Source organism: Actinosynnema sp. NPDC023587, assembly GCF_040640215.1.
Taxonomy (GTDB): domain Bacteria; phylum Actinomycetota; class Actinomycetes; order Mycobacteriales; family Pseudonocardiaceae; genus Actinosynnema.
Genome location: NZ_JBFABG010000014.1, coordinates 133,456 through 154,552, shown reverse-complemented (window position 1 = coordinate 154,552; position 21,097 = coordinate 133,456). Strand labels below are relative to the sequence as shown.

Here is a 21,097-nt window from a genome sequence, read left to right as displayed (position 1 = left end):
CCGCTTCCAGCGAGGATCGCAACCGCTGGGGAGCCGCGCCGGTCGAGCTGCTGACGCGCGCAGCGCTGGAAGCCCGCTTCCAGCGAGGATCGCAACGCGTTGCCGGGAACGGCTCGCCGCCCCACGTAGTCCGCAGCGCTGGAAGCCCGCTTCCAGCGAGGATCGCAACCGCTGGGGAGCCGCGCCGGTCGAGCTGCTGACGCGCGCAGCGCTGGAAGCCCGCTTCCAGCGAGGATCGCAACTCCTGCTTCGCCATTGCGTTCTCCTCTGCCCGTGCCCGCAGCGCTGGAAGCCCGCTTCCAGCGAGGATCGCAACGCCAACATCGGCCCCGGTGCATGGTGTGCGAAAAGCAGCGCTGGAAGCCCGCTTCCAGCGAGGATCGCAACCTCCTCTTGTTGTGCGGATCGGGATGGTCCAGCGAGGCAGCGCTGGAAGCCCGCTTCCAGCGCTGCCTCGCAACTCCGTCAGGGCCTGGATCTGGGCCTCGGTCTGGGGCAGCGCTGGAAGCCCGCTTCCAGCGAGGATCGCAACTTCCCGCTCGGCGAGGGCAGCGCCTTCCGGGCGCAGAGCAGCGCTGGAAGCCCGCTTCCAGCGAGGATCGCAACAGCAGCATCGCGCCCATCCCGCCGACGCCCCCCGTGCGCAGCGCTGGAAGCCCGCTTCCAGCGAGGATCGCAACCGAAGTTGATCGAAGACGCTCTGGACGAGGTCGACCGGCAGCGCTGGAAGCCCGCTTCCAGCGAGGATCGCAACGTCGACGTGCTCGCCGGCAGCCTGGTCGACGACCGGCAGCGCTGGAAGCCCGCTTCCAGCGAGGATCGCAACCCCTCGGCGTAGATGTCGTCGCCGGCCGGGGTCAGGGGCAGCGCTGGAAGCCCGCTTCCAGCGAGGATCGCAACCGCAGGTCGCGCGCCAGGCGCACCCGAAGCCGTTCGGCAGCGCTGGAAGCCCGCTTCCAGCGAGGATCGCAACCGCGCCTACGACGCCGAGCCCCGGTTCGGCAAGCGGCAGCGCTGGAAGCCCGCTTCCAGCGAGGATCGCAACAGGTCGACCCGGCCGCTCAGGTCAGCGTGCGGACGGCAGCGCTGGAAGCCCGCTTCCAGCGAGGATCGCAACTACGACGTCGACGGCGAGACCCCGGTCGACGCGAGCAGCGCTGGAAGCCCGCTTCCAGCGAGGATCGCAACATGGGCGACCTCGCCCAACTGTGGGCCCACGCCATGGCAGCGCTGGAAGCCCGCTTCCAGCGAGGATCGCAACAGCGAGGCGTTGCGGCAGGAGCTGGTGGCGGACGGGCAGCGCTGGAAGCCCGCTTCCAGCGAGGATCGCAACTCCGAGAAGGCCGTGTAAACGCCGTGAGCGAATGGAGCAGCGCTGGAAGCCCGCTTCCAGCGAGGATCGCAACCTGCGCGTCCGGGCTCTCCAGCGCGGCCACCAGGCGCAGCGCTGGAAGCTCGCTTCCAGCGAGGATCGCAACGACCAGATCGTGCCCGGCCTGCTCCATACCCCGGCGCAGCGCTGGAAGCCCGCTTCCAGCGAGGATCGCAACGTCCCGCCGGAGGTCGTCTACGTCCGGGACCTGCTGCAGCGCTGGAAGCCCGCTTCCAGCGAGGATCGCAACACGACGCACGAGTTCGCCGCGCCCGTGACGGTCGGCAGCGCTGGAAGCCCGCTTCCAGCGAGGATCGCAATCCTCACGCCCCGATGCCTGGGGTGGCAGTCGGAACGCAGCGCTGGAAGCCCGCTTCCCGCGAGGATCGCAACTACCGCGGGCGGCTCGACGAGCTGAAGGGCAGCCTGGCAGCGCTGGAAGCCTGCTTTCAGCGAGGATCGCAACGGCATGGCGAAGAGGGCGTGGTCGACGGTGTCGGATCGGAGCCGTTGGCCGTCGGTGAGTCTGTCCCATGCCGCCAGCGCGGATTCCTCGCGCAGGGTGCGGCCGGTGGGTAACCGTCGGCTGTTGTGTTCGATGAACACGCTCTCGCCGGAATTACGGCGCAGTGCGGCCGGCTCGTCGGCCAGCGACGCCGGCTCCAAAGTGACGACGTCCTCAGAGCCGAGCACCGCGCGCACGACATCACCGGCCAGTTGGTCGCGGTCACCGTCGGCGACGCGCAGGTGTGCGCTCTGCCGGTGTGCCTCGGCCTCGATATTCCGTCGGTTGAAGTGGCTGTGGTAGTTCGAGACGGTGGCGAGCGTGGCCTCGGCGAGCGTGACTTCGCAGTGAGAAATGTTTCGAGGTTGGTGTTCGGGCGGGGCTCGTGATCGTGGGTGACGTCGGTGTCCGTGTCAAACCGCGCGGGGTGCCGGGTTCTGCTGCTTCCTCCCTTCGGTCGGGCAGAACCCGGCACCCCGCTGACGCGGTTGGACACGGACCCCGTCGCCACCCGGGACGAGCGGGCCCCGCCCGAACACCGGCCCTCGAAACCAAGTGGTGTTCGGGTGGGCGGAGATCCGTCGGGTCGACATCGCGGACCGGAGGCCCTGTGAGGAGGGCCGGTGATCCGGCGTGCGGGTTGGCCGGCGGTTGCGCCTACCGAAGGGAACTGTTGTGAGCGAACAATCGTGGAGCAACACGCGGTTCGAGCTGTTGGACCCGCGCATGTTGGTGTTGGACCGGAACTCGCGCACGATCGGTGACATCGAGGCGGAGAAGCCGGATCTGTGTGCCAGTGTCCGCAGGCACGGTGTCCGCATCCCGGTCATCGTCCACCCTGCCGAGGACGGTCGTTATCGGGTGCAGGACGGGCATTGCCGGACGATCATCGCGATCTCACTACCGGGCGAGGACCTGCTGATCCCGGCGATCGTGACCGAGTCAGACGATGTTCGGCAGTGGCGGTGGTTGCGGGATCAGTGGTTGGCCAACGAGGTGCGCAGCGGCTACGACACCGCCGACACCGCGCGGATCTTCGAGGAACTCACGTTGTTCGGGCTCAGCGTTGAGGAGGTCGCGGACGAGTTGAGCGTGGGTGTGGAGAGCGTCGAGGCGGGGTTGCGGACCCGGCGCAGCGAGAAGGCCACCACGGCGTTGCGGGACTTCCCTCAACTGTCGCTGCTCCAGGCCGCCGAACTGGCCGAGTTCGAGGACGATGAAGACGCCTACCGGGAGTTGGTCGACACCCTGGAGGCAGACCCGGCGGGGTTCGATCACGCGCTGGCCGAGTGGCACCAGGAGTACCGGCTCCGTGACGCGCGCGACGAACTGGCCGCCACGGTGCGCGCGGCGGGCGTGGAAGTCGTCGGCGACACGATGCCCGCCGGGGCGCAACGGCTGGACCGCCTGTACCGGGGCCGCAAAGACCGGACGCGGCTGGACGACAAGGCCGCCGGACACGAGTCGTGTCCCGGCCATGCCGCGATCGTCACCTCGAACACCCTTGCGGGCACGGCGACCGCGATCCACCTTTGCCGCGACTGGGCCTCCCACGGCCACGTCGAAGTGTGGAGCGTCAACCCCCAGGCGTCCGCCTCTCCGGAGTGGACGCCGGAGCGGAAAGCCGCCCGTGTCCGCGTGCTGCGCAACAACAAGGCGTGGCGTGCCGCCGAAACGGTCCGGCACACCGCATTGCGCACGCTGCTCGCGGGCAGTCCTCCCCGCGCGGCCGGGCAGTTCATAGCGCGCAGTCTGGTCGAAGGCGACCACGAACTGCGGCGTGCGATGGAACGGAACCACGTCTTCGCCTGCCGCCTGCTCGACCTCAAAGAATCCAAAGGTGGCGGCCGGAACCCGCTGTCGCAGAAGCTGACCAAAGCCAATGCCGACCAGGCCACCATGGTCGCCCTGGCGGTGGTGCTCGCCGCGTTCGAGGCGTCGACCAGTGTGGAGACCTGGCGCACCCCCACTCCGGAGCAGAAACGTTACTTCGCCGCGCTGGCCAAGTGGGGCATCAGGCTGCACTGGGTCGAACAGTTGGTCAACGACCCGACCGCCGACGCGCATCTGGCCGTCGACACCGACCTGGACCCGGTCGACGCAGGCGACGAGCCTGTTGATCCTGTCCAGGCCGACTCGGACGGCCGCAGCCTCGACGCCGCCGACGACCAGGCAGCCTGAACCGCAGAACCCCCTGAACCCGGAGGGCGTGGCCGACTTCCCCCGGCCATGCCCTCTTTCCCATGCCCGGAAAGGAACAGGATCATGTTCGAATCCGCCACCACCCCCGCAGCACACACCACACAGGTTGTCCGGCGCCTGAGCGCCTGGGAAACCACCGGCACCACTGTGACCCACGCGGGCAACGCCTTGCAGGCGATGAGCGCAGCCGGTCTGACCGGCTGGAACATTCGCAAGGTCACCCAGACCGGCATGGACGTCACCCCGCTGGGCGTGACGGCCGTGGACAACCCCGACCAGGTGATGCTCGTGCGCACGGACCCGCGCACCAACAAGACCCGCTACCTCAGCTCGGTCGGCAAGGGCTACGGCGTCACCCAGAACGAAGACCAGGCGGCGGTGCTCGACACCCTGGTCGCCGAATCCGGCGCGGCGGGCCTGGCGCACGTCGGGTCGCTCGACGACGGCCGGCGCACGTTCGCCACGATGAAGCTGCCCACCACGATGAGGATCGGCGGCATTGACCGGGTCGACCTGTACCTGGCGGTGTTCGACTCCCACGACGGCAGCACCGCGTTCCGCGTCTGCGCGGTGCCCTTCCGCGTGGCGTGCGCCAACCAACTCGGCCTGGCCATCGCCACCACCACGTCGTCGGTCGAGGTACGCCACACTCGCAACTCCCGGATCACCGTGGCGGACATCCGCGCCAAGCTGAACCTGATCTACCACTACGCCGACGAGTTCGAAGCCGAGGCCACCCGGCTGATCGACACCGGGCTCACCACACCGGAGTTCCGCGAAATCGTCGAAACGGTCTGGCCGGTGGACGACCGCACCGCACCGCCCCGCACGCGTGCCAACGCCGAACGCCGCCGCACCACGCTGCTGCGTCTGTGGACCGACGCCTCCACCCAGGACCGAATCCGAGGCACCCGATGGGCCGGCCTGCAAGCCGTCACCGAATACCTGGACCACCACGCACCCGCCACCACGCCGGCCGTCCGGGCACACCGCGTCCTGACCGGCAGCACCGTCACCCGCCGCAAGCAGCAGGCATTCGACCTGCTCACCGTCTGACTCGCACACCCTCCCGGCTTCCGGAGAGGCACCTCGCCGACAACACCACTCTGGCAAGGAGTTCCGTCATGTCCGTTTTCGTCGTGAGCATGGCCCACATAGACCTGCTGGTCAACGCCGCACTCCAACTCGGCATCCTCCACACCCGGTCCGACGCCGACGACGCCGGAACGCTGCTGTGGAACGAGAACTACCGCAGCGTCAACCACCGCTACGGCGAGACGAACCAGGCTCCCCGCTACCTCGCCACCATCGTGACCGCCCGGTTCCGCCCGGCCGCAGTGGCCAAGGCCGTGAACACCTACCTCTACCAGATATCCGAATGCCCCGGCTGGCAGTCCAACGACGCCTACGCCTGGTGCATGGCGCTGCGCGCAGCCGCCGAATCCACGATGCTCGCCGACGACCTCGCCCCGGTCATGGGTTCCACCGGCACGCCGGTCCCGGCGTACCAGCGCTCCAGCGTGTACGAGAAAGCACCCTGGTTCGTCGAGTCGTTGGACGACGTTCCCCTCCAGGACCGGCCTTCGCCGTCCTGATCGACGAAGGACCCCTCCAACGCCGTCGCCGGAGGGGTCCTCACCGGCTTTGCACAACCCCTCCAATCTTGCGCACTTGCCGATATCACTGTCGACGAACTCGGAGGCAGGTTCGCGCAGCGGTGCACCGCCGGTGTCCTCCGTCGCGGCGAACGAACCGCTGCTCGCCGGACACGCAGTGCAGGGCAACACCCACCCTCGTCTGCCCTCCTGCCCCGCCCTTCCGGAAAGAGGTGAACCACGGTGTCTGCACACGGTCTGCGGAACGCGGCGCTGGCAGCGGCCCGACGAGGCTGGCCGGTCTTCCCCGGCCACCCCGGCTCGAAACGGCCCGCCATCACCGACTGGGAATCGCGGGCGTCCACTGACGACGACCGGATCGACCAGTGGTGGCGGGCTGTCCCCGACGCCAATCCCGCGATTGCAACCGGCCCCGCAGGTCTGGTTGTGCTGGACCTGGACGACGCGGCACATCACGGCCACACCGCCGCGCCGTTCCGCCACGGCGGTGACTCCCTCACGTCGGCGGCGCTGGAGGCGGGGGAGTGGGTGCCGACCACGTTCACCGTGCGAACTCCGAACGACGGCCGGCACCTGTACTTCGCCGCCCCGTCGGGAACGCGGCTGGGCAACACGCAATCCCGGATCGGTCCGCTGATCGACACACGGGGCCACGGCGGCTACGTCCTCACCATCGGTGCCACGACCCCGGACGGCCGGTACGAATTGGCCGTCGGAGCCCCGGTGCAACCGTTGCCGCAATGGTTGGTGGCCGCCCTGACCCACGCACCACCGGCCGACACCCCGGTCACGACCAGTCTCCCCGACGCCTACCTGCGCGCCGCGCTCAGCGACGAAGCCCGACGAGTTCGGGAAGCACAACCGGGGACCCGGCGGCTGGCACTGGTGAGAGCAGCAGCCCGGATGGGCCGGCTCACGCGGCTGGATGAACAGACGATCGCAGGAACGTTGCGGCAGGCAGCGGCCCAGCACATCGCCGACGGCGCGTACACCGTCATCGAGCGCGAACGCGCGATCAGCGACGGCATCACCTGGGGGCGTGACCACCCGCGCCACATCATCTCCCCACCGCAAAGCGGAGATGGTGGGGGATAGGAGGACCAGTGCAACCCATGTGTTGTGCCCACCGCCCGCCTGGTTCTACAGGGCGTGCGCGGGTGCCGCAAACAAAAAGCGTTTGCCCCACCCGCGCACGCCCTGTGCCCGAACCCCAGGCGGCGGGCACAACACCCGGACCGCCCAGGCCAGGTCTACAAGCGGACGACTGCACCGCAGATGAACGATTCTCCACACGGGTTTCATCACCAGTCGCACAGTTTCCCGCAACGTGACCGGCCTCGATCCGGAGAGGCATACACCATGAACGACATCCCAATCGGAACCGGACCCTTCGACACCTTGGACTCGGCGAACCTGTCCGACCCGGGTGACCTCATCGCCGCAGTGCCCCACCTGCTGGAGTTCTACCCGACCGACTCACTGGTCGCGGTCATGGTCCGTGACGGTCGGATCACCCTCACGGCAAGGATCGATCTTCCCTCGACTTCCCACCAGTACCGGCAGACCGCCCACGACCTGTCCACCCAGTTGCACAGCCACGACGCGGACCGCGTTTACGCACTCATCGTCGGTGACGACCACGACTGCCTCAGCTACGAGCGGCTGGCCGCGCAGTTGTCCGCTGTCTTCGCCACGGACGGCCTGACACCGGTCATCTTCGGCGTGCCCACCATCACCAGGGGCGCCCGCTGGTTCGAGTACGGCGCCCCGGACAACAACGGAGCACTGCCCGACCCGGAGACCTCTCCGATCCACCTGTCCCAGATCGCCAGGGGAGTGGTCACCCGTCCAAGCCGCGAAGCGCTCGTGAACGCGTTGCGCCCGGACAGCGATGAAGCGCTGAGTCGCCGAGCCCGTCTCCTGGCCGACGTGGTCGAGCAGGAACGGATCGGTTTCCACCAGCCGCAGGCAGCGGCCGAGTCCTGGTACCAACTGGTCCGTCGCCACGTCGAGCGAGCCCGTTATCGCACCCAGCCCCTGACCGACACGGAGATCGTGGACCTGGCCTTCGCTCTGAGCCACCTCGACGTGCGCGACCGGTGCATGGAGTTCGCGTTGGGCAAGAACGCAGGTGACGCCGAAGGGCTGTGGACCGAACTGACACGACAATGCCCCGCGCCCGAGTGCGCCGAACCCGCAGCGCTCCTGGCGATCTACGCCTACGTACGTGGCCAGGGCGTGCTGGCCGTGGACGCGATCCGGCACGCGCTCGATGCCGCGCCGGATCACCGCTTGGCCGGACTGCTCGGGATCGCCTTCGAGCAGGGGATGAAGCCGGGCTCCATCCGCCGGTTGCTCATGCGCACGGCGGAGTTGTTCCGCCGGCCCGCACCCGCATCGACGGGCACGTCGACCGAGGGCCCCACAACCGACGAGGAGAAGTGACATGGCCGGCGAAACGACTCTGACCATCATCGGCAACCTCACCGCCGAACCCGAGCTGCGCTTCACCCAAGCCGGTGTGGCGGTCGCCAACTTCACCATCGCGTCCACCCCGCGCACCTTCGACCGTAAAGCCGGGGAATGGCGGGACGGCGACACACTTTTCCTGCGCTGCACCTGCTGGAACCAGCTCGCCGAACACGTCGCCCAATCGCTTGCGCGCGGCACACGGGCCATCGCACAGGGCCGGTTGCGGCAACGTTCCTACGAGAGGGACGGCGAGAAGCACTCCGTGCTCGAATTCGAAATCGACGACATCGGGCCCGCACTGCGCTACGCCACCGCGGCCGTCGCCAAGACCGGTGAGGTTCGCACAACCCCGACTAATAGGCCGGAACCGGCTGGTATGGGCTCTCCCGCCTGATCTGCACGTGTCATCCATTCTGGGCGACGTGGGGGTGAAGAGCAACATTCCCACGTCGCCCGGAGCGGGTGCTCCGCCCGGCGTGTCATTCAGATGTCCGGCCGTCCTCACGGTAGAATTGGTTCGGGAGTCCAGGCGGCTCGGGGTGGATACGGCCCCGTCCGTGTTCGGATCTGCGTGCCGAAGCGGTCTTGACGGAATCGTCCGCTCCGGTGGACGGGTGGCCTCTCGGGGCTTCCGCATCGGACGCCCGGGGCGACCGGCTCAGGTCGGCCGTCCCGGCCTTCCGCCCCTCGGGGTATCAGGTGTCGGCCCCAGCGCCTCACCGGGAGCGACCTGCGCACCGCACGTCACCTCCAGGAACAACAGGAGGGGCGGCGCAGTGTATGGGCCGATGTCGCCATGTCAAATCGCTGGCCGGAACAATTTCAAAGCACGCAAAATACGCGGGGCCCCTCACCCCACCTATTTTGCTGAAATTGTTCCGGCCAAAGCGCGCGATTTGACATGCCGCCACCGTCCCCTGGTCAGGCGAGCACGGGCAGGCCGGGGGCCTGCCCTCGGTGTCGCGCCGCCCCTCCTGTCATCCCTTCCCGGTGTGCTTACGAAAAGCAAAAACCGTCGGAACCACCCTTTCGGGTGCGGCTATATCGTGTCGGATCATTGTTCTAGGCGCTTTGCGGCGATACGATCGAATCGTAGGAATTGCTGGGAACGTCAAGCCCGGCATAACCCAAAAATCGTATCGAAAGTTGGTTCCCGTGGCTGAGAAGTCGAGTATCTCAGATTGTCTGGAACGTATCGTGGATGCCGTCTGCGGCGGTGAACTCACGGCCGCGAAGCATTACGCCGGCCACTTGCTGAGCAAACTGGATCAGCACACGTTCGGCATCGTCGCCGACTGCGTCGACACCATCGAGCGCTACCCCGACCGTGCCGAGGTCCACCTGCGTGCCCGGTGGAAGGCCGCCGGCACCGACACCGACCGGGCGGTCATCGCCACGTTCGGCACGGCCTACCTCCAACGCCGTCCCGCGTACGTCCCGCCGCCACGTCACTCCGCCCGCGACACCGCCCCACGTGACGGACGTACGGAGTTTCGTCCCGAAGCCCGCCGCACCCTGACACCGGCACGCCGCGCCGAGCTGCGCCGCCAGGACCGGCGGGACGCACTCGCGGCCGACTACGGGCCCCGCGCCGGAGCCGACGACCAACCGCCCCGGGCCACCGTCTACGCCGGCGGCCTGGACTACGACCGGGCCGCCGTGCCCGCCCTGCGCGGCACCCCGTGCGTGCGGTGCTGGTTGGAGCGCGCTCCGTCGGACTACACCGCCGCCTGCGACGACGGGCTGTGCGGCGAATGCCGCGAGAAGGGCCGACCCGGCATCCCACCACTTCCCGAAGGCCACACCCGCGTGGACGCGATCGAAGCCCGTTGCGCGTTCATCACCGCCAACTACCCGATCGCACGCGCCCTGCTGGCCCGCTGGTGGAAGAGCTACGCCACGCCCGCCGACCGCACCACGATCACCGCATGGGTCCACCGCAACCCGTTCCCCGCCACCGCACCCGAACCTTCCGCTCCGCCGTCCGCACCGGTGCCTCATCTCGACCAGCGCACGGCAGACAATCCAACTCCGCAGCGCGCGAACAACCCCACCGAGCAGGCCTCTCACCCGGTCCGCTGTACCCAATGCGGCGATCACCTCGATACAGCAGACACCGACCTGTGCCCCGAATGTCAGGACGTGGAGCGCATGGTGGCCGCTGACTGACCAGCTCAGCCTGCTTCGGCGGTGTGCCCTGGGTGCGCCGCCGAAGCGCGGTGAGCCGGGCCGAATTGGTCGACGCATCAAGCACCGACCAACTCGGCGACGGCTGCTGCCCTCACGCACCCATCCCGCCCGCCCTCCCCAGGGCCGGCCGTAACCGGCCGACATCGAGCCGCGCCCGCTCGGTCCTCACGGCCACGGCACAGACCTATCTCGCCCGCACCGGCCGCGTCTTCCCACGGACCGACGGCGACCAGGCCGACTACCCCGGCGACCACTGGTTGGACAAGGTGGTCAGGTCTTCATCCCGTTCGCCTCAACTTGCTGTTGCGCCAGTGACTTCAACGCACGTACCCGGCCGACATCCACACCGAGCAACGCGGCCACGTCCCCGACCGGTTCGCCCAACCTCAGCAGTCCGGCCACCGCTACCGCTGACGCGCGCTCGTGCCGCCTACGGAACTCCTCATGCTCGTAGAACACCTCCGACAGACGGTTCACCTGCTTCTCGTGCTCCCGCAACGCTTCCTGCCGCCGGACCCGAGCCTGCCGAGCCCGTTGCCGTGCCGCAACCCTCGCTGAAGTCCCAGCCATGCCCTCACGTTAAGCGCCGCCCCGGGCATCGACCGGCGGACCAGCCGGCAATTCACGGGTCCCGAGGAGTCCTTCGTTCAGCACGCCGTAACTGCTCTGGCACCACCAAGCCATGTCTACTCGCGCTCACCAACGACACGGTCCTTCGACCCAAGCTGTTCACCCCGTCCTCGGATCACTCGTGATCATGGCTCCCATGACGCCCTACACACGAGACACCTCTGGCACTATGCAGTGCGCGGACCGTCCACTGACCCGTGAAACCGTCGCCAGAACAACGACTTCCCACATCCCGGCGGCCTAACGTCCGGGCATGAACGGCATCGGCCGCCGGGCGGGCACGTGATGATGGCGCTCAAGGTGCTGCACGCCGGTGACGGCTACACCTACCTGCTGCGTCAGGTCGCCACCGGCGATACCCCGCGCCAGGGCCGTGACCCGCTCGCCGCCTACTACCACGCCGAAGGCAACCCGCCGGGGGAGTGGATCGGCTCCGGCATCATCGCGCTGGGCGTGCACGGCGAGGTCCGCGAGGACCAGATGCAGGCCCTCTACGGCGAGCGCCTGCACCCCGAGGCCAACGCCCTCATCGCCACCGCCGTCGCCCAGGGTGCCAACATCACCAACGCTCTGGTGGACGTCCGGCTGGGCCGCCGACTCGCCCAGTACGACAACGACATTCCCCTGATCGCCGAACTTCAGGCCGCCTACAAGCGGTTCGAGCAGGCCCACCGGCGCCGGCCCGACATCCAGGAGCGGCGCGACATCAAGGAACAGGTCGCCGCCGCCCTGCTGTCCCTGCGTGACCCGTATCGGGTGTGGGCCGACACCGAGGTCCGCACCTACATCACCGACGAACTCGGCCGCGCCCGCCAACCCGTCTCCGGGTTCGACCTGGTGTTCAGCCAGCCCACCAAATCCGCCGATATCCTCTGGGCGCTGGGCGACCACCGCACCCGCACCGCCCTGGAACAGGCCCACCACGACGCGGTCCGCACCGCGATGACCTACCTCGAACACGAAGCCGCGTTCAGCCGGGCGGGCAAGGCGGGCATCGCCCAGATCGACACCGCGGGCCTGGTCGCCACCGCATTCACGCACCGCGAATCCCGTGCCGGAGATCCCAACCTGCACACCCATGTCGCCGTCGCCAACGTCGCGCTGTGCGGCGACGGCAGGTGGCGGACCCTGGACTCACGTCAACTCCACCACGCCGCCGTCTCCGCCTCCGAGGTCTACAACGCCGCCTGGGAACGTGGCGTCACCAATCGCCTCAACGTGAGGTGGACGACGACACCACGAGGCCCCGGCAAACGCCCCGTCCGCGACATTGCCGGAATCCCGCAGGAGTGGGTGGTGGGCTTCTCCCAACGCCGCACCCAGGTCGAGGCCATCTACGACCAGCTCGTCGCCCGTTACGTCCGCGCCCACGGCGCCACCCCGTCCCGCAGCATCCAACTCAAGCTTGCCCAACAGGCCGCGACCACCGACCGACCCGACAAGGCCGGGTTGCGCAGCCTCCGCGACCAACTCGCCGACTGGACCCGTCGCGCCCGGGACCTGCGTCCGGACCTCGACATCCCCGGCGTCGTCCGTGCCGCCGTCACCGCCGCACCTTCGACCCCGCCCGACCGCGTCGACGTCCCGACGCTGTCGGCCGCCGTCATCCACGCGGTCTCCGAACGCCGCGCGACCTGGACCGTCTACCACGTCCGCGCCGAAGCCGAACGCGTTCTGCGTGGCCTCCGAACCGGTCCGGAACACGAGCACACCGCACTCCGCGAAGCCGTCGTCGGACGAGCCCTGGACCACGACTCGGTGAAGCTGGACATCACCCCCGACCCGCCACCGGCCATGCTGCGACGCGCCGACGGAGAGTCCGTCCTGCGCCGCAGAGGATTCGCCCGCTACACCAGCAACGCCATCCTCGGCGCCGAACAACGCCTGGTCCAGGCCGCCCGCATCCGCCACGGTCCCGCCGTCGCCGACGGTGTGGTGGACAAGGTCCTCACACACCTCGATCGCAAAGCCAAGGGACGCAGCCGGATCACGCTCAACCCCGGCCAACGCGACCTCGTCCGCAGCTTCGTCAGTTCCGGCCGCGCCCTCACCGTGGCGATCGGACCGCCCGGAACCGGCAAGAGCACCGCCATGCGCGCCGTCGCCGAAGTCTGGCGCACCACCGGCGGACGCGTCATCGGACTCGCCCCCTCCGCAGCCGCCGCCAGCGTGCTGGGCGACATGCTCGGCATCCCCGCCGACACCATCCACAGCCTCGTCACCGCCCGCCTCCACCACCAGCCCGTCGACATCCGGCAAGGCGACATGCTCCTGGTGGACGAAGCCGGCATGGCCGGAACCCTCATGCTCGACCACATCCGTTCCCTCGCCGCGCAACGCGGCGCGGTGGTCCGCCTGGTCGGCGACTACCGACAACTCGCCGCCGTCGAAGCAGGCGGCGTGCTCCGCCTCATCCACACCCAGACCGGCGGGGTCGAACTCACCGAAGTCCACCGCTTCCGCGACCCGACCGAAGCCCAAGCCGTCCTCCAGGTCCGCGTCGGCGACCGCCGGGCCGTCTCCTGGTACGCCAAACACGACCGACTGCACGGCGGTCCCCAGGCTGCTTTGCTCGACAAGCTCTACACCGCATGGCGAATCGACCGCGACAACGACCACGCCGCGATCATGTCCTCCGATACCAACGACATCGTCGCCGAACTCTCCGCCCGTGCCCAAACCGAACTCCGCGCCACCGGACACGTCGATCCCACCGGAATCCCGCTCCGCGACGGAAACCACGCCGGTCGCGGCGACACCATCGTCACCCGCCTCAACCGCCGAGACCTACGCCCCCGCCTCACCGACCACGTCAAGAACGGCGACCTCTGGACCGTGCAACGCGTCAACCCCGACGGCAGCCTCAAAGCCCGCCACCTCAAGCACAAGGGCACCGTCACCCTGCCCGCCCACTACGTCACCCACTTCGTCGAACTCGGCTACGCCGCCACCATCCACAGAACCCAAGGCATCAACGTCGACATCGCCCACGCCCACCTCTCACCCCACGCCACACGACAACTCGCCACCGTCGCACTCTCCCGGGGAACCGACCAGAACCACCTCTACCTCGACACCACAGCGGTACTCGCACCCGACGAACCCCCGGTCCTCCCCGGAGACCTCTTCTACCGCCACCGCGAAACCCGACCCGTAGTCGCCGCCTTCGCGGCCCTCCTCACCAACGACGGCACCGAAAAGACCGCCACCGAAACCCAGCAGGACGCCCGAGAACTGCCGTATCGACTCGACCACCAAGTCCCCGAGTACGAACACGCCCTACTGCTCTACCACGGCACCGACCCCGAAACCCAAGCAGAGCAATGGGTCGAAGACGCCCTCCCGCAGCTCGCCGACACCATCCTCGCCGACGACGCCTGGCCCTCCCTCCAAGCCGTACTCCACGAAATCCACGACATCGGCCACGACCCCACCGAGATCCTGGCCACCAACGCCAGCAGCCGTGAACTCGACACAGCCCAGAGCATCGCCAAAGTCCTGCACCACCGCCTGAACGAGCACCTCGAAGAACTCGAACCCACACCCCTCCGCTCCCCACCGGCCAGTGCCGATCCGGACAAGTCGTTCGTTCCCATCTGGCTGCCTCCACCACCTGTCCAACCCGCGCACGACGTGGAGCACGCCGAACTGCTTCACTGGTTGCAGAACAAACACGACTCCATCGCACGGCGGGTCGAAGAACTCGCACTCAATGCCATACAGAGGCAACCGTCCTGGTTGGTGAGCCTTGGCCCTCCGCAAAGCCTCGATCGTCGGCTGCAATGGCTCGACGCTGTTGCGCAGATCGCAGCCTTTCGGGAACGCTGGAGCGTCCCCGACACCGATCCCGAAATTCTCGGCCCGCCTGCCTGCGGAACCCGTGAACGCGCCCGTCGCTGGCTGGCGAACACCGTCGACGCCCATCGCCACGACTCGCCCCAACCGACGAAACCATCGACACTCCCGATTTCGGACGTCGGTCCTGCACCGGTCTCGGCGAACCGCCTCCGGGCCGACATCCACAAAGCGGCCACCACCTACCTCGAACACCAAGCGGCACAGTGGCTCCGCCAGGCACTGCCCACCGAGACCGATCCGATCACCGCAGACCCGGCCTGGCCTGCGCTGGCACAGCTGCTGCACCACGTCGACGACACCGGAACCAACCCTGTCACGGCTCTGATCGACGCCCGCGCGGAACGTGAGACCCGCACCGCGAAGTCGCTGACCAAGGTCCTGCACCACCGACTCGGCGCGTTGCTGCCCAAACAACCCACTGCAACGCGAGATCCCGCCGCCCCGAAACCGCTACCGACGGACGCCGCCCGCGCGATGCGGAACCGGCTCACCGAGATTGGTCGCAACACACGTCATACCGAGTCCACAGCGATCCCGCCTCCGACCCCCAACCCCACGGCACTTCGGCCTGCCACCAACAGTCACCAGCCCAATGTGCCGACACCAGGAACGGACTTCTTCCGAGACCTCGCCGAGGCCAGCACCGCCTACCTCAACCACATCGCCGCTTCCACCGCGCGTGAGAAGCCACGCCCGAACACGAACGCCCTGAAGACCCGGGCCGCACGCCTGCTGGCCCGGCTACGCCGGGGCACTGCCAGCGAGAAGGCGACCGAACCACACACCCAGCCAGCGCCGTATACCCAGCCACGGCAGAAGGGTCCACACCTCAAACCCTGAATGCGACTGTCGGCGGTCGGCTACGGATCGTTGCAGACGTTCGGTGGACCAAGCGGTGTCGCTGCTGCTGCGGGCGCGGGCTTGGCCGGGAAGATGTTCGACAAGGGTGATCAAACGCTGCCCGGGATGGCGTCGACGTCACGCTCTTGTTCCCGGTACAGAACCAGCACCCCTGCCACCAGGTGAGCCTGTTCGTGGTGCCCGAGCCATTATCTGCGAAACGTGCCACCGGAGCGGCGACCCAGACTGGTAGGAGCCACTGTTCCCGTGGTCTGTGTTCCCGGTGGATCGGTTGGTTCGTTACTTGCTGTGTCGCCTGGAATGAGCTGGTAGGCGTAGTGACGAGCGTACCCCGGTCGGGTGTATTCATACAGCCGAATGAGCTACTGACGCCGAATGGCGAGGGGCCTGCCCGCGTCGGTCGGTAGAACCGTGGTTCATCCGCGCACCACGCGGTCCTTCTCCGGGGGTGGCATGGCGGACACGGCCAGGCAGGCGGTTCACCGCACGATGGTCCTGGTCGACGTGGAGGGCTACAGCTCCGCGACCAGGACGTTGCCGCACCAACTCGGCACCCGTGCGGGTCTCTACGCGGTGGTCGGTGAGGCGCTGGCGGCGGCCGGTGTGCCGTGGGATGCCTGTCACTGCGAGGACCGCGGCGACGGCCTGTTCCTGCTGATTCCGCCGGAGTATCCGAAGGCTCCATTGGTGGAGGTGCTGCCCGAGGCGCTGGCGCGGGCGGTGCGGGGGCACAACAGCATCAGTCACGACGCCGCGCGCGTCCGGCTGCGGCTGGCGATCCATGCAGGGGAGGTGGCTTTCGACGGGCACGGCGCGACCTCGCCTACGATGGTCGCGGCGTTCCGGCTGGTGGACGCCGCCCCGCTGCGCGAGGCGCTGGCCGGGACACCGGGCGTACTGGTGCTGATTGTGTCCCGGCTGGTCTTCGACGAAGTCGTGCGCAACTCCACGACCGTGGACCCGGCAACGTTCCGGCCGGTCGAGGTGGCGGTGAAGTCCTTCCGCGACCGAGCCTGGATCGCCCTGCCAGACCATCCCTACCCTGCCGACCCGGCGGTGCTCGACCACCCGTCACACTTCCCCGCAACAGGTTCCGTGCCCGGCGGTCGGGCACCGGTCGGCTCCGAGAGCGGGACCGGCCGCACCGAAGTGGAAGACTTCCGCACGGGGCCTCGCGGGGTGCACATCGCCGGCGGCGTGCATGGTGCCGGGGCGGGGATCACGGTCGGCGCGGTCACCGGAGGCCACCTCACCATCAACCCATCACCCGCGCGTTCCCCGGCGGGTGCGGAACCGCAGTACCCCCTGATGGCCAAGGACCTTGAGCACACTTCGTCGGTGCCCGCCTCTGACCGTCCGATCGGCACCTGCCGCCCGGCCGGAACGAGCATGGCCGCCCAGCAGGTGCGCGGGGACGTCACGGCGGACACTGGCGGCACCGCCATCGGTATCCTCGCCGGCGGCCTGCACCTCCACCCGCCGCCACCCCGACCATCCGTGCCCACCCCACGACAGCTCGGCCCCCGACCTGCGGGGTTCGTCGGCCGCGCCGACCAACTCGCCGCTCTCGACCGCGCTCTCGTCACAGATACCCGAACCGGGGACGGCGGCCACGGTACCGGTGGCACGGCGGTGATCTCCGCGATCGGCGGTACCGGTGGCATCGGCAAGACCTGGCTCGCCCAGACCTGGGCCCACCGCAACCTGCACCGCTTCCCCGACGGACAGTTGGCCACCGATCTGCGCGGCTTCAGCCCCGGCGACTCCCGCCGACCGGTCGACGTGCTGGGCGACTTCCTCGCCGCCCTCGGTGTCGACCGCGACCGCCAGCCCACGGATCTGGACGCCCGGATCGGGCTCTACCGCACGCACACCACCGGCAAGCGCTTGCTCGTCCTGCTCGACAACGCCGCCCGCGCCGACCAAATCCTGCCCCTGCTGCCCGGCGGCGACACCTGCACCGTCCTGATCACCAGCCGCGACCGGCTGCGCAGCCTCGTCGCCCGCCACGACGCCCGCCCCGTCCACCTCGACATCCTCACCGAAACCGAAGCCCACACCCTGCTCACCACCGCACTCGACTCCACCACCGACACCGACCAGGCGATTCCCGGGCTGGTCGAACTTTGCGGCGGCTTCCCCCTTGCACTCGGTCTCATCGCCGCCCGCATCCGAACCCGACCCCACCTGCTGCACGACATCGCCGCCGAACTCCGCGACCTCGGCCTGGACGCCCTGGACTCCGACGACCCCGACGCCAGCCTGCCCACTGTCCTGTCCTGGTCGCTGCGCCACCTCACCCACGCACAACGCACCCTGTTCGCCCTGCTCGGTATCGCCCCCGGCCCTGACACCACCCCACCTGCCGTCGCCGCCCTTACCGGCCAGCCCCGCGCCCACGCGTGCAAGGCGCTGACGGCGCTGGAGGAGGCGTCGTTGCTCGAACGGCGGCCGGGCGGCCGGTATGCGATGCACGACCTGGTTCGCGCCTTCGCCACCACTACCGCCCACACCCTGCCCGACGGCGTACAGAAGGCTGCTTTGGTGCGGGTGACGGACTTCCACCTGCACACCGCCCACACCGCCGACCGCCTCCTGGACCCCCAGGGCACACTCGTGCGGCCGGAGCCGCCCGCGCCCGGCATCCACCCACACCCACTGCCCGACGCCGCGGCGGCGATGGCCTGGCTGGACGCCGAACACACCACTCTCCTGGCCACCCAGCGCACCGCCGCCGCCCTTAGCCGCCATCTCGTCGTCTGGCACCTCGCCTGGGTCCTGGACATCTTCCACTTCCGGCGAGGACACCGACGTGACGCGCTCAACTCGTGGCGGATCGCACTGGAGGCCGCCGAACACCTACCCGACTTCACCACCCGCAGCCGCGCCCACCGGAATCTCAGCAGCGCCTACTCCCGGATGGGCCTGCACGAGGAAGCCACCGACCACCTGGATCGGGCCCTCAAACTGGCGGTGCGCCATCGCGACCCCACCGAACAGGCACACACCCACCGAGTGCTCGCGCTCGTTTGGGGAAGCCGGGGGGATGCCCGGCGGGCACTGGACCACGCCCACCGCGCCCTCGACCTCTTCCGCACTCTCGACCTGTCGGTGTGGGAAGCCGTCGCGCTCAACCTGGTGGGTTGGCACTCCGCCCGCCTGGGTGAGTTGGACGCCGCCCGGGACTGCTGTCACGCCGCCCTCGTCATGCACCGAGACCACCGAAACCTCGACGGCGAGTCCAACACCCTGGACAGCCTTGGGTTCATCGCCCGTCGAGCCGGCGAACACCAACAGGCCGTCGACTACTACCATCAGGCACTCACCCTGTACCGCGCTCTCGACAACGCCTACCAGGTCGCGGACGCCCTCGATCACACGGGCCACCCTCACGCCGCCCTCGGACGACACGAGCAGGCCCGCGTCGCATGGAGGGAAGCGCTGGAGTTATATCGGGAACAAGGTCGTACCTTCGATGCCGAACGTGTTCAACGGCAACTCGACGACCTCGACGACTCCACGGACCCAGGTCGGACCCAGGTCCAGGTGTGATCAGGTCGGTCGGCGGGTTTGGTCAGTCGAAGCGCCTTCATCCAGCGTCCATCGGTGAAGGCGGTCGTGCGTGGTGGCTCGGGGGCGTAACGATTCCAGGTGCCTCCCGCCAGGACACATGACGGGTGGCGGTGGTGTATCGGATGCCCAGGGCGTCGGCGATGACGGGTGCGGGTGCCTCGAGGCCGAGTCGGCAGAGTGCGGCGACGCAGCCGCTGATGCGGGAGATGCCGTTCTTCGAGGCGAGGCTGCCCAGTGTCTTGGGGCGCACGGTGGCCGCCAGATCGACCACCTCGGCCCCGGCGGTCGCGGTCATGCGCGGTGCGATCGTGTCAGGGGTCATGGCGATCAGTTCGGCCGGGGTGTACTCGAGGATGTCGCACGATACGGTCAGCACCGAGCACCAAAGGCGTTCCCTGAACGCCTCTGCGACCCCGGCAGCCGGTGCGAGACCCCTGGTCGGCCCAATTCCGATACTCGATGCTGCCGCCGGGACATTACCGTTTGACCTTGGCCTCCAAGGATTGAAGGACCAGGCCAGGCAGAGAGGGAGCTGGGGTGGGGTCGATCAAGGAGGTGGCCGCACGAGTCCGTGCCGCGTGCGTGAAAGCCGAACAGGCACGGACTGCACTGGAACAGGCGGAGGACTTGGCGGAGGAAGCCCACGACGGGTTGGCCAGGGCGTTGGCAGGTTCGAGCAACCTCGACTCCGATGTGGCCGTGATGCTCTCCCGGTTCACCCACGTGGTGGACGGGTGTAAGGGGTATTTGTGGCCGTTGATCACCGAAGCGCTGAAGGCTGCCGAGAGCATCGTGGCCAGGCTTGAGGGTGAGAACACAGTCGCCCCGGCGCCGGACGCTCGGCAGTCGGTGCAACCACCCCCGACACGGCTGCGGCAACCTCCGGTTTGCCGTGCCGAATCCGATGATCCACCGGTGATCCTGCCCGAGCGAATCGAGGAATTACGGCGGGAATTGCCTTCGCCGGTGACGCCCAACAGTGGGGAAAAGACGCACGGTAGGTGGATCGCCCAGGACGGCGTGACGCGGGCGATCCACAGCGGGTTCGATCATGGGTCCGCGCTGGTGCAGAGCCAATTAGCCCGGATGGGGCTGCCCGGCGGGTCCGGGCGTTCCGGGGATGTGGAACAGAAGTTGGCCGCGTACATGGTGGCGAACGGGATCACCCACGCGACACTGATTATCAATCACCGGCCCTGTCGCGGCCGTGACGACTCCTGTGACACCCTCGTGCCGATCCTTCTCCCGGAAGGGTCCACGTTGACCGTGCACGGACAAACCGCAGCCGGCACCCGAACCCGCACTCGTTACACAGGAGGAGCTCAACCGTGGTGGACCTAGAGGCTTGGTACGACGAGGAGCAGAACGACGCCGTGACCGTCCGCACCCCCGCCGAACTGGATGCCGTGCTGGACACCGTGGCCGGATGGGACGGCCGGATCATCGTGCACCTGAAGCCGGCCCGGCCGGTGGACTTGGCCATGCGACGGATGACCTTGGACGTCGGCGTGCACGGCGACACCGGTCGGGGCGCACTCGTCTACACCTCGCCGAACGGGTTGTGGTTCAGCAAGGCCGAATCCGGCTCGGACAGCAGTGGTGGCGACCGGATTCTGTACTACTACATGAATTCGGACACCGAGTACCCGGTCGACTGCGAGATCCCGTTGGACGTGGTGCGTCGGGCCGCGCACGAGTACCTGACCACCGGCGGACAACGGCCGACCGCTCCCACCTGGCAGGAGCCCCCGGCCTGGTACCCGACCGCCGGATGACGACATCTCGGCTGCGTCGCGCACTTGGCACGTAGTCACGCCA

General features: G+C 68.5%; 14 protein-coding genes and 1 CRISPR repeat array. Of the genes, 12 read left to right on the top strand and 2 right to left on the bottom strand.

From position 1 onward, the window contains the following. Positions 1-59: 59 nt before the first annotated feature. Positions 60-1,838: a CRISPR direct-repeat array (repeat unit 37 nt; unit sequence GCAGCGCTGGAAGCCCGCTTCCAGCGAGGATCGCAAC). Between the two features lie 125 nt (positions 1,839-1,963). The 8 genes from AB0G01_RS29430 to AB0G01_RS29395 all read left to right on the top strand — a co-directional run bounded on the left by AB0G01_RS29430 (position 1,964) and on the right by AB0G01_RS29395 (position 10,336). Further along, positions 1,964-2,266 (top strand): hypothetical protein, encoded by a 303-nt coding sequence (locus AB0G01_RS29430; protein ID WP_360951981.1) that lies wholly within the window; start codon positions 1,964-1,966, stop codon positions 2,264-2,266. 286 nt (positions 2,267-2,552) lie between these two features. Continuing rightward, on the top strand, positions 2,553-4,058 hold the full coding sequence (locus AB0G01_RS29425; RefSeq protein WP_360951978.1) for a ParB N-terminal domain-containing protein: 1,506 nt from the start codon (positions 2,553-2,555) through the stop codon (positions 4,056-4,058). A gap of 48 nt (positions 4,059-4,106) precedes the next feature. Continuing rightward, positions 4,107-5,135 carry a DUF932 domain-containing protein gene (locus AB0G01_RS29420; RefSeq protein ID WP_360951975.1) on the top strand — a complete coding sequence of 343 codons (1,029 nt, stop codon included), beginning with the start codon at positions 4,107-4,109 and terminating at the stop codon, positions 5,133-5,135. Between the two features lie 68 nt (positions 5,136-5,203). Continuing rightward, entirely contained in the window at positions 5,204-5,674 is a 471-nt protein-coding gene (locus AB0G01_RS29415) for a hypothetical protein (RefSeq protein WP_360951972.1), read from the top strand. A gap of 243 nt (positions 5,675-5,917) precedes the next feature. Beyond that, positions 5,918-6,790 carry a bifunctional DNA primase/polymerase gene (locus tag AB0G01_RS29410; protein ID WP_360951969.1) on the top strand — a complete coding sequence of 291 codons (873 nt, stop codon included), beginning with the start codon at positions 5,918-5,920 and terminating at the stop codon, positions 6,788-6,790. Positions 6,791-6,814: 24 nt separating this feature from the next. Beyond that, entirely contained in the window at positions 6,815-8,140 is a 1,326-nt protein-coding gene (locus AB0G01_RS29405) for a DUF4192 domain-containing protein (RefSeq protein ID WP_360951966.1), read from the top strand. 1 nt (position 8,141) lies between these two features. Then, the gene (locus AB0G01_RS29400) at positions 8,142-8,561 is read left to right on the top strand and encodes a single-stranded DNA-binding protein (protein ID WP_360951963.1); all 420 of its coding nucleotides are present in this window, start codon (positions 8,142-8,144) and stop codon (positions 8,559-8,561) included. Between the two features lie 761 nt (positions 8,562-9,322). Beyond that, positions 9,323-10,336: a hypothetical protein gene (locus AB0G01_RS29395; RefSeq protein WP_360951960.1), complete on the top strand. Its 1,014-nt coding sequence runs from the start codon at positions 9,323-9,325 to the stop codon at positions 10,334-10,336. A gap of 291 nt (positions 10,337-10,627) precedes the next feature. Here the strand turns inward: AB0G01_RS29395 and AB0G01_RS29390 are convergent, their stop codons facing one another. Further along, positions 10,628-10,834, bottom strand: coding sequence for a hypothetical protein (locus AB0G01_RS29390; RefSeq protein WP_360951957.1), 207 nt, complete (start codon positions 10,832-10,834; stop codon positions 10,628-10,630). Between the two features lie 441 nt (positions 10,835-11,275). On the opposite strand from AB0G01_RS29390, the gene mobF reads away from it, so the two are divergent. Further along, complete coding sequence (mobF, locus tag AB0G01_RS29385) at positions 11,276-15,685, top strand: MobF family relaxase (protein WP_360951954.1); 4,410 nt, start codon at positions 11,276-11,278, stop codon at positions 15,683-15,685. 474 nt (positions 15,686-16,159) lie between these two features. Next, positions 16,160-19,258, top strand: a complete 3,099-nt coding sequence (locus AB0G01_RS29380; RefSeq protein ID WP_360951951.1) for a tetratricopeptide repeat protein — start codon at positions 16,160-16,162, stop codon at positions 19,256-19,258. A gap of 37 nt (positions 19,259-19,295) precedes the next feature. Here AB0G01_RS29380 and AB0G01_RS29375 read toward each other — a convergent pair whose 3' ends face one another. Next, entirely contained in the window at positions 19,296-19,655 is a 360-nt protein-coding gene (locus AB0G01_RS29375) for a hypothetical protein (protein WP_360951948.1), read from the bottom strand. A 161-nt stretch (positions 19,656-19,816) separates the two neighbouring features. Here AB0G01_RS29375 and AB0G01_RS29370 point away from each other — a divergent pair, with 161 nt between their 5' ends. After that, the gene (locus tag AB0G01_RS29370; protein ID WP_360951945.1) at positions 19,817-20,620 is read left to right on the top strand and encodes a DddA-like double-stranded DNA deaminase toxin; all 804 of its coding nucleotides are present in this window, start codon (positions 19,817-19,819) and stop codon (positions 20,618-20,620) included. Beyond that, positions 20,608-21,054 carry an Imm1 family immunity protein gene (locus tag AB0G01_RS29365; protein ID WP_360951942.1) on the top strand — a complete coding sequence of 149 codons (447 nt, stop codon included), beginning with the start codon at positions 20,608-20,610 and terminating at the stop codon, positions 21,052-21,054. Before AB0G01_RS29370 ends, AB0G01_RS29365 begins: the two co-directional genes overlap by 13 nt. Positions 21,055-21,097 lie beyond the last annotated feature (43 nt).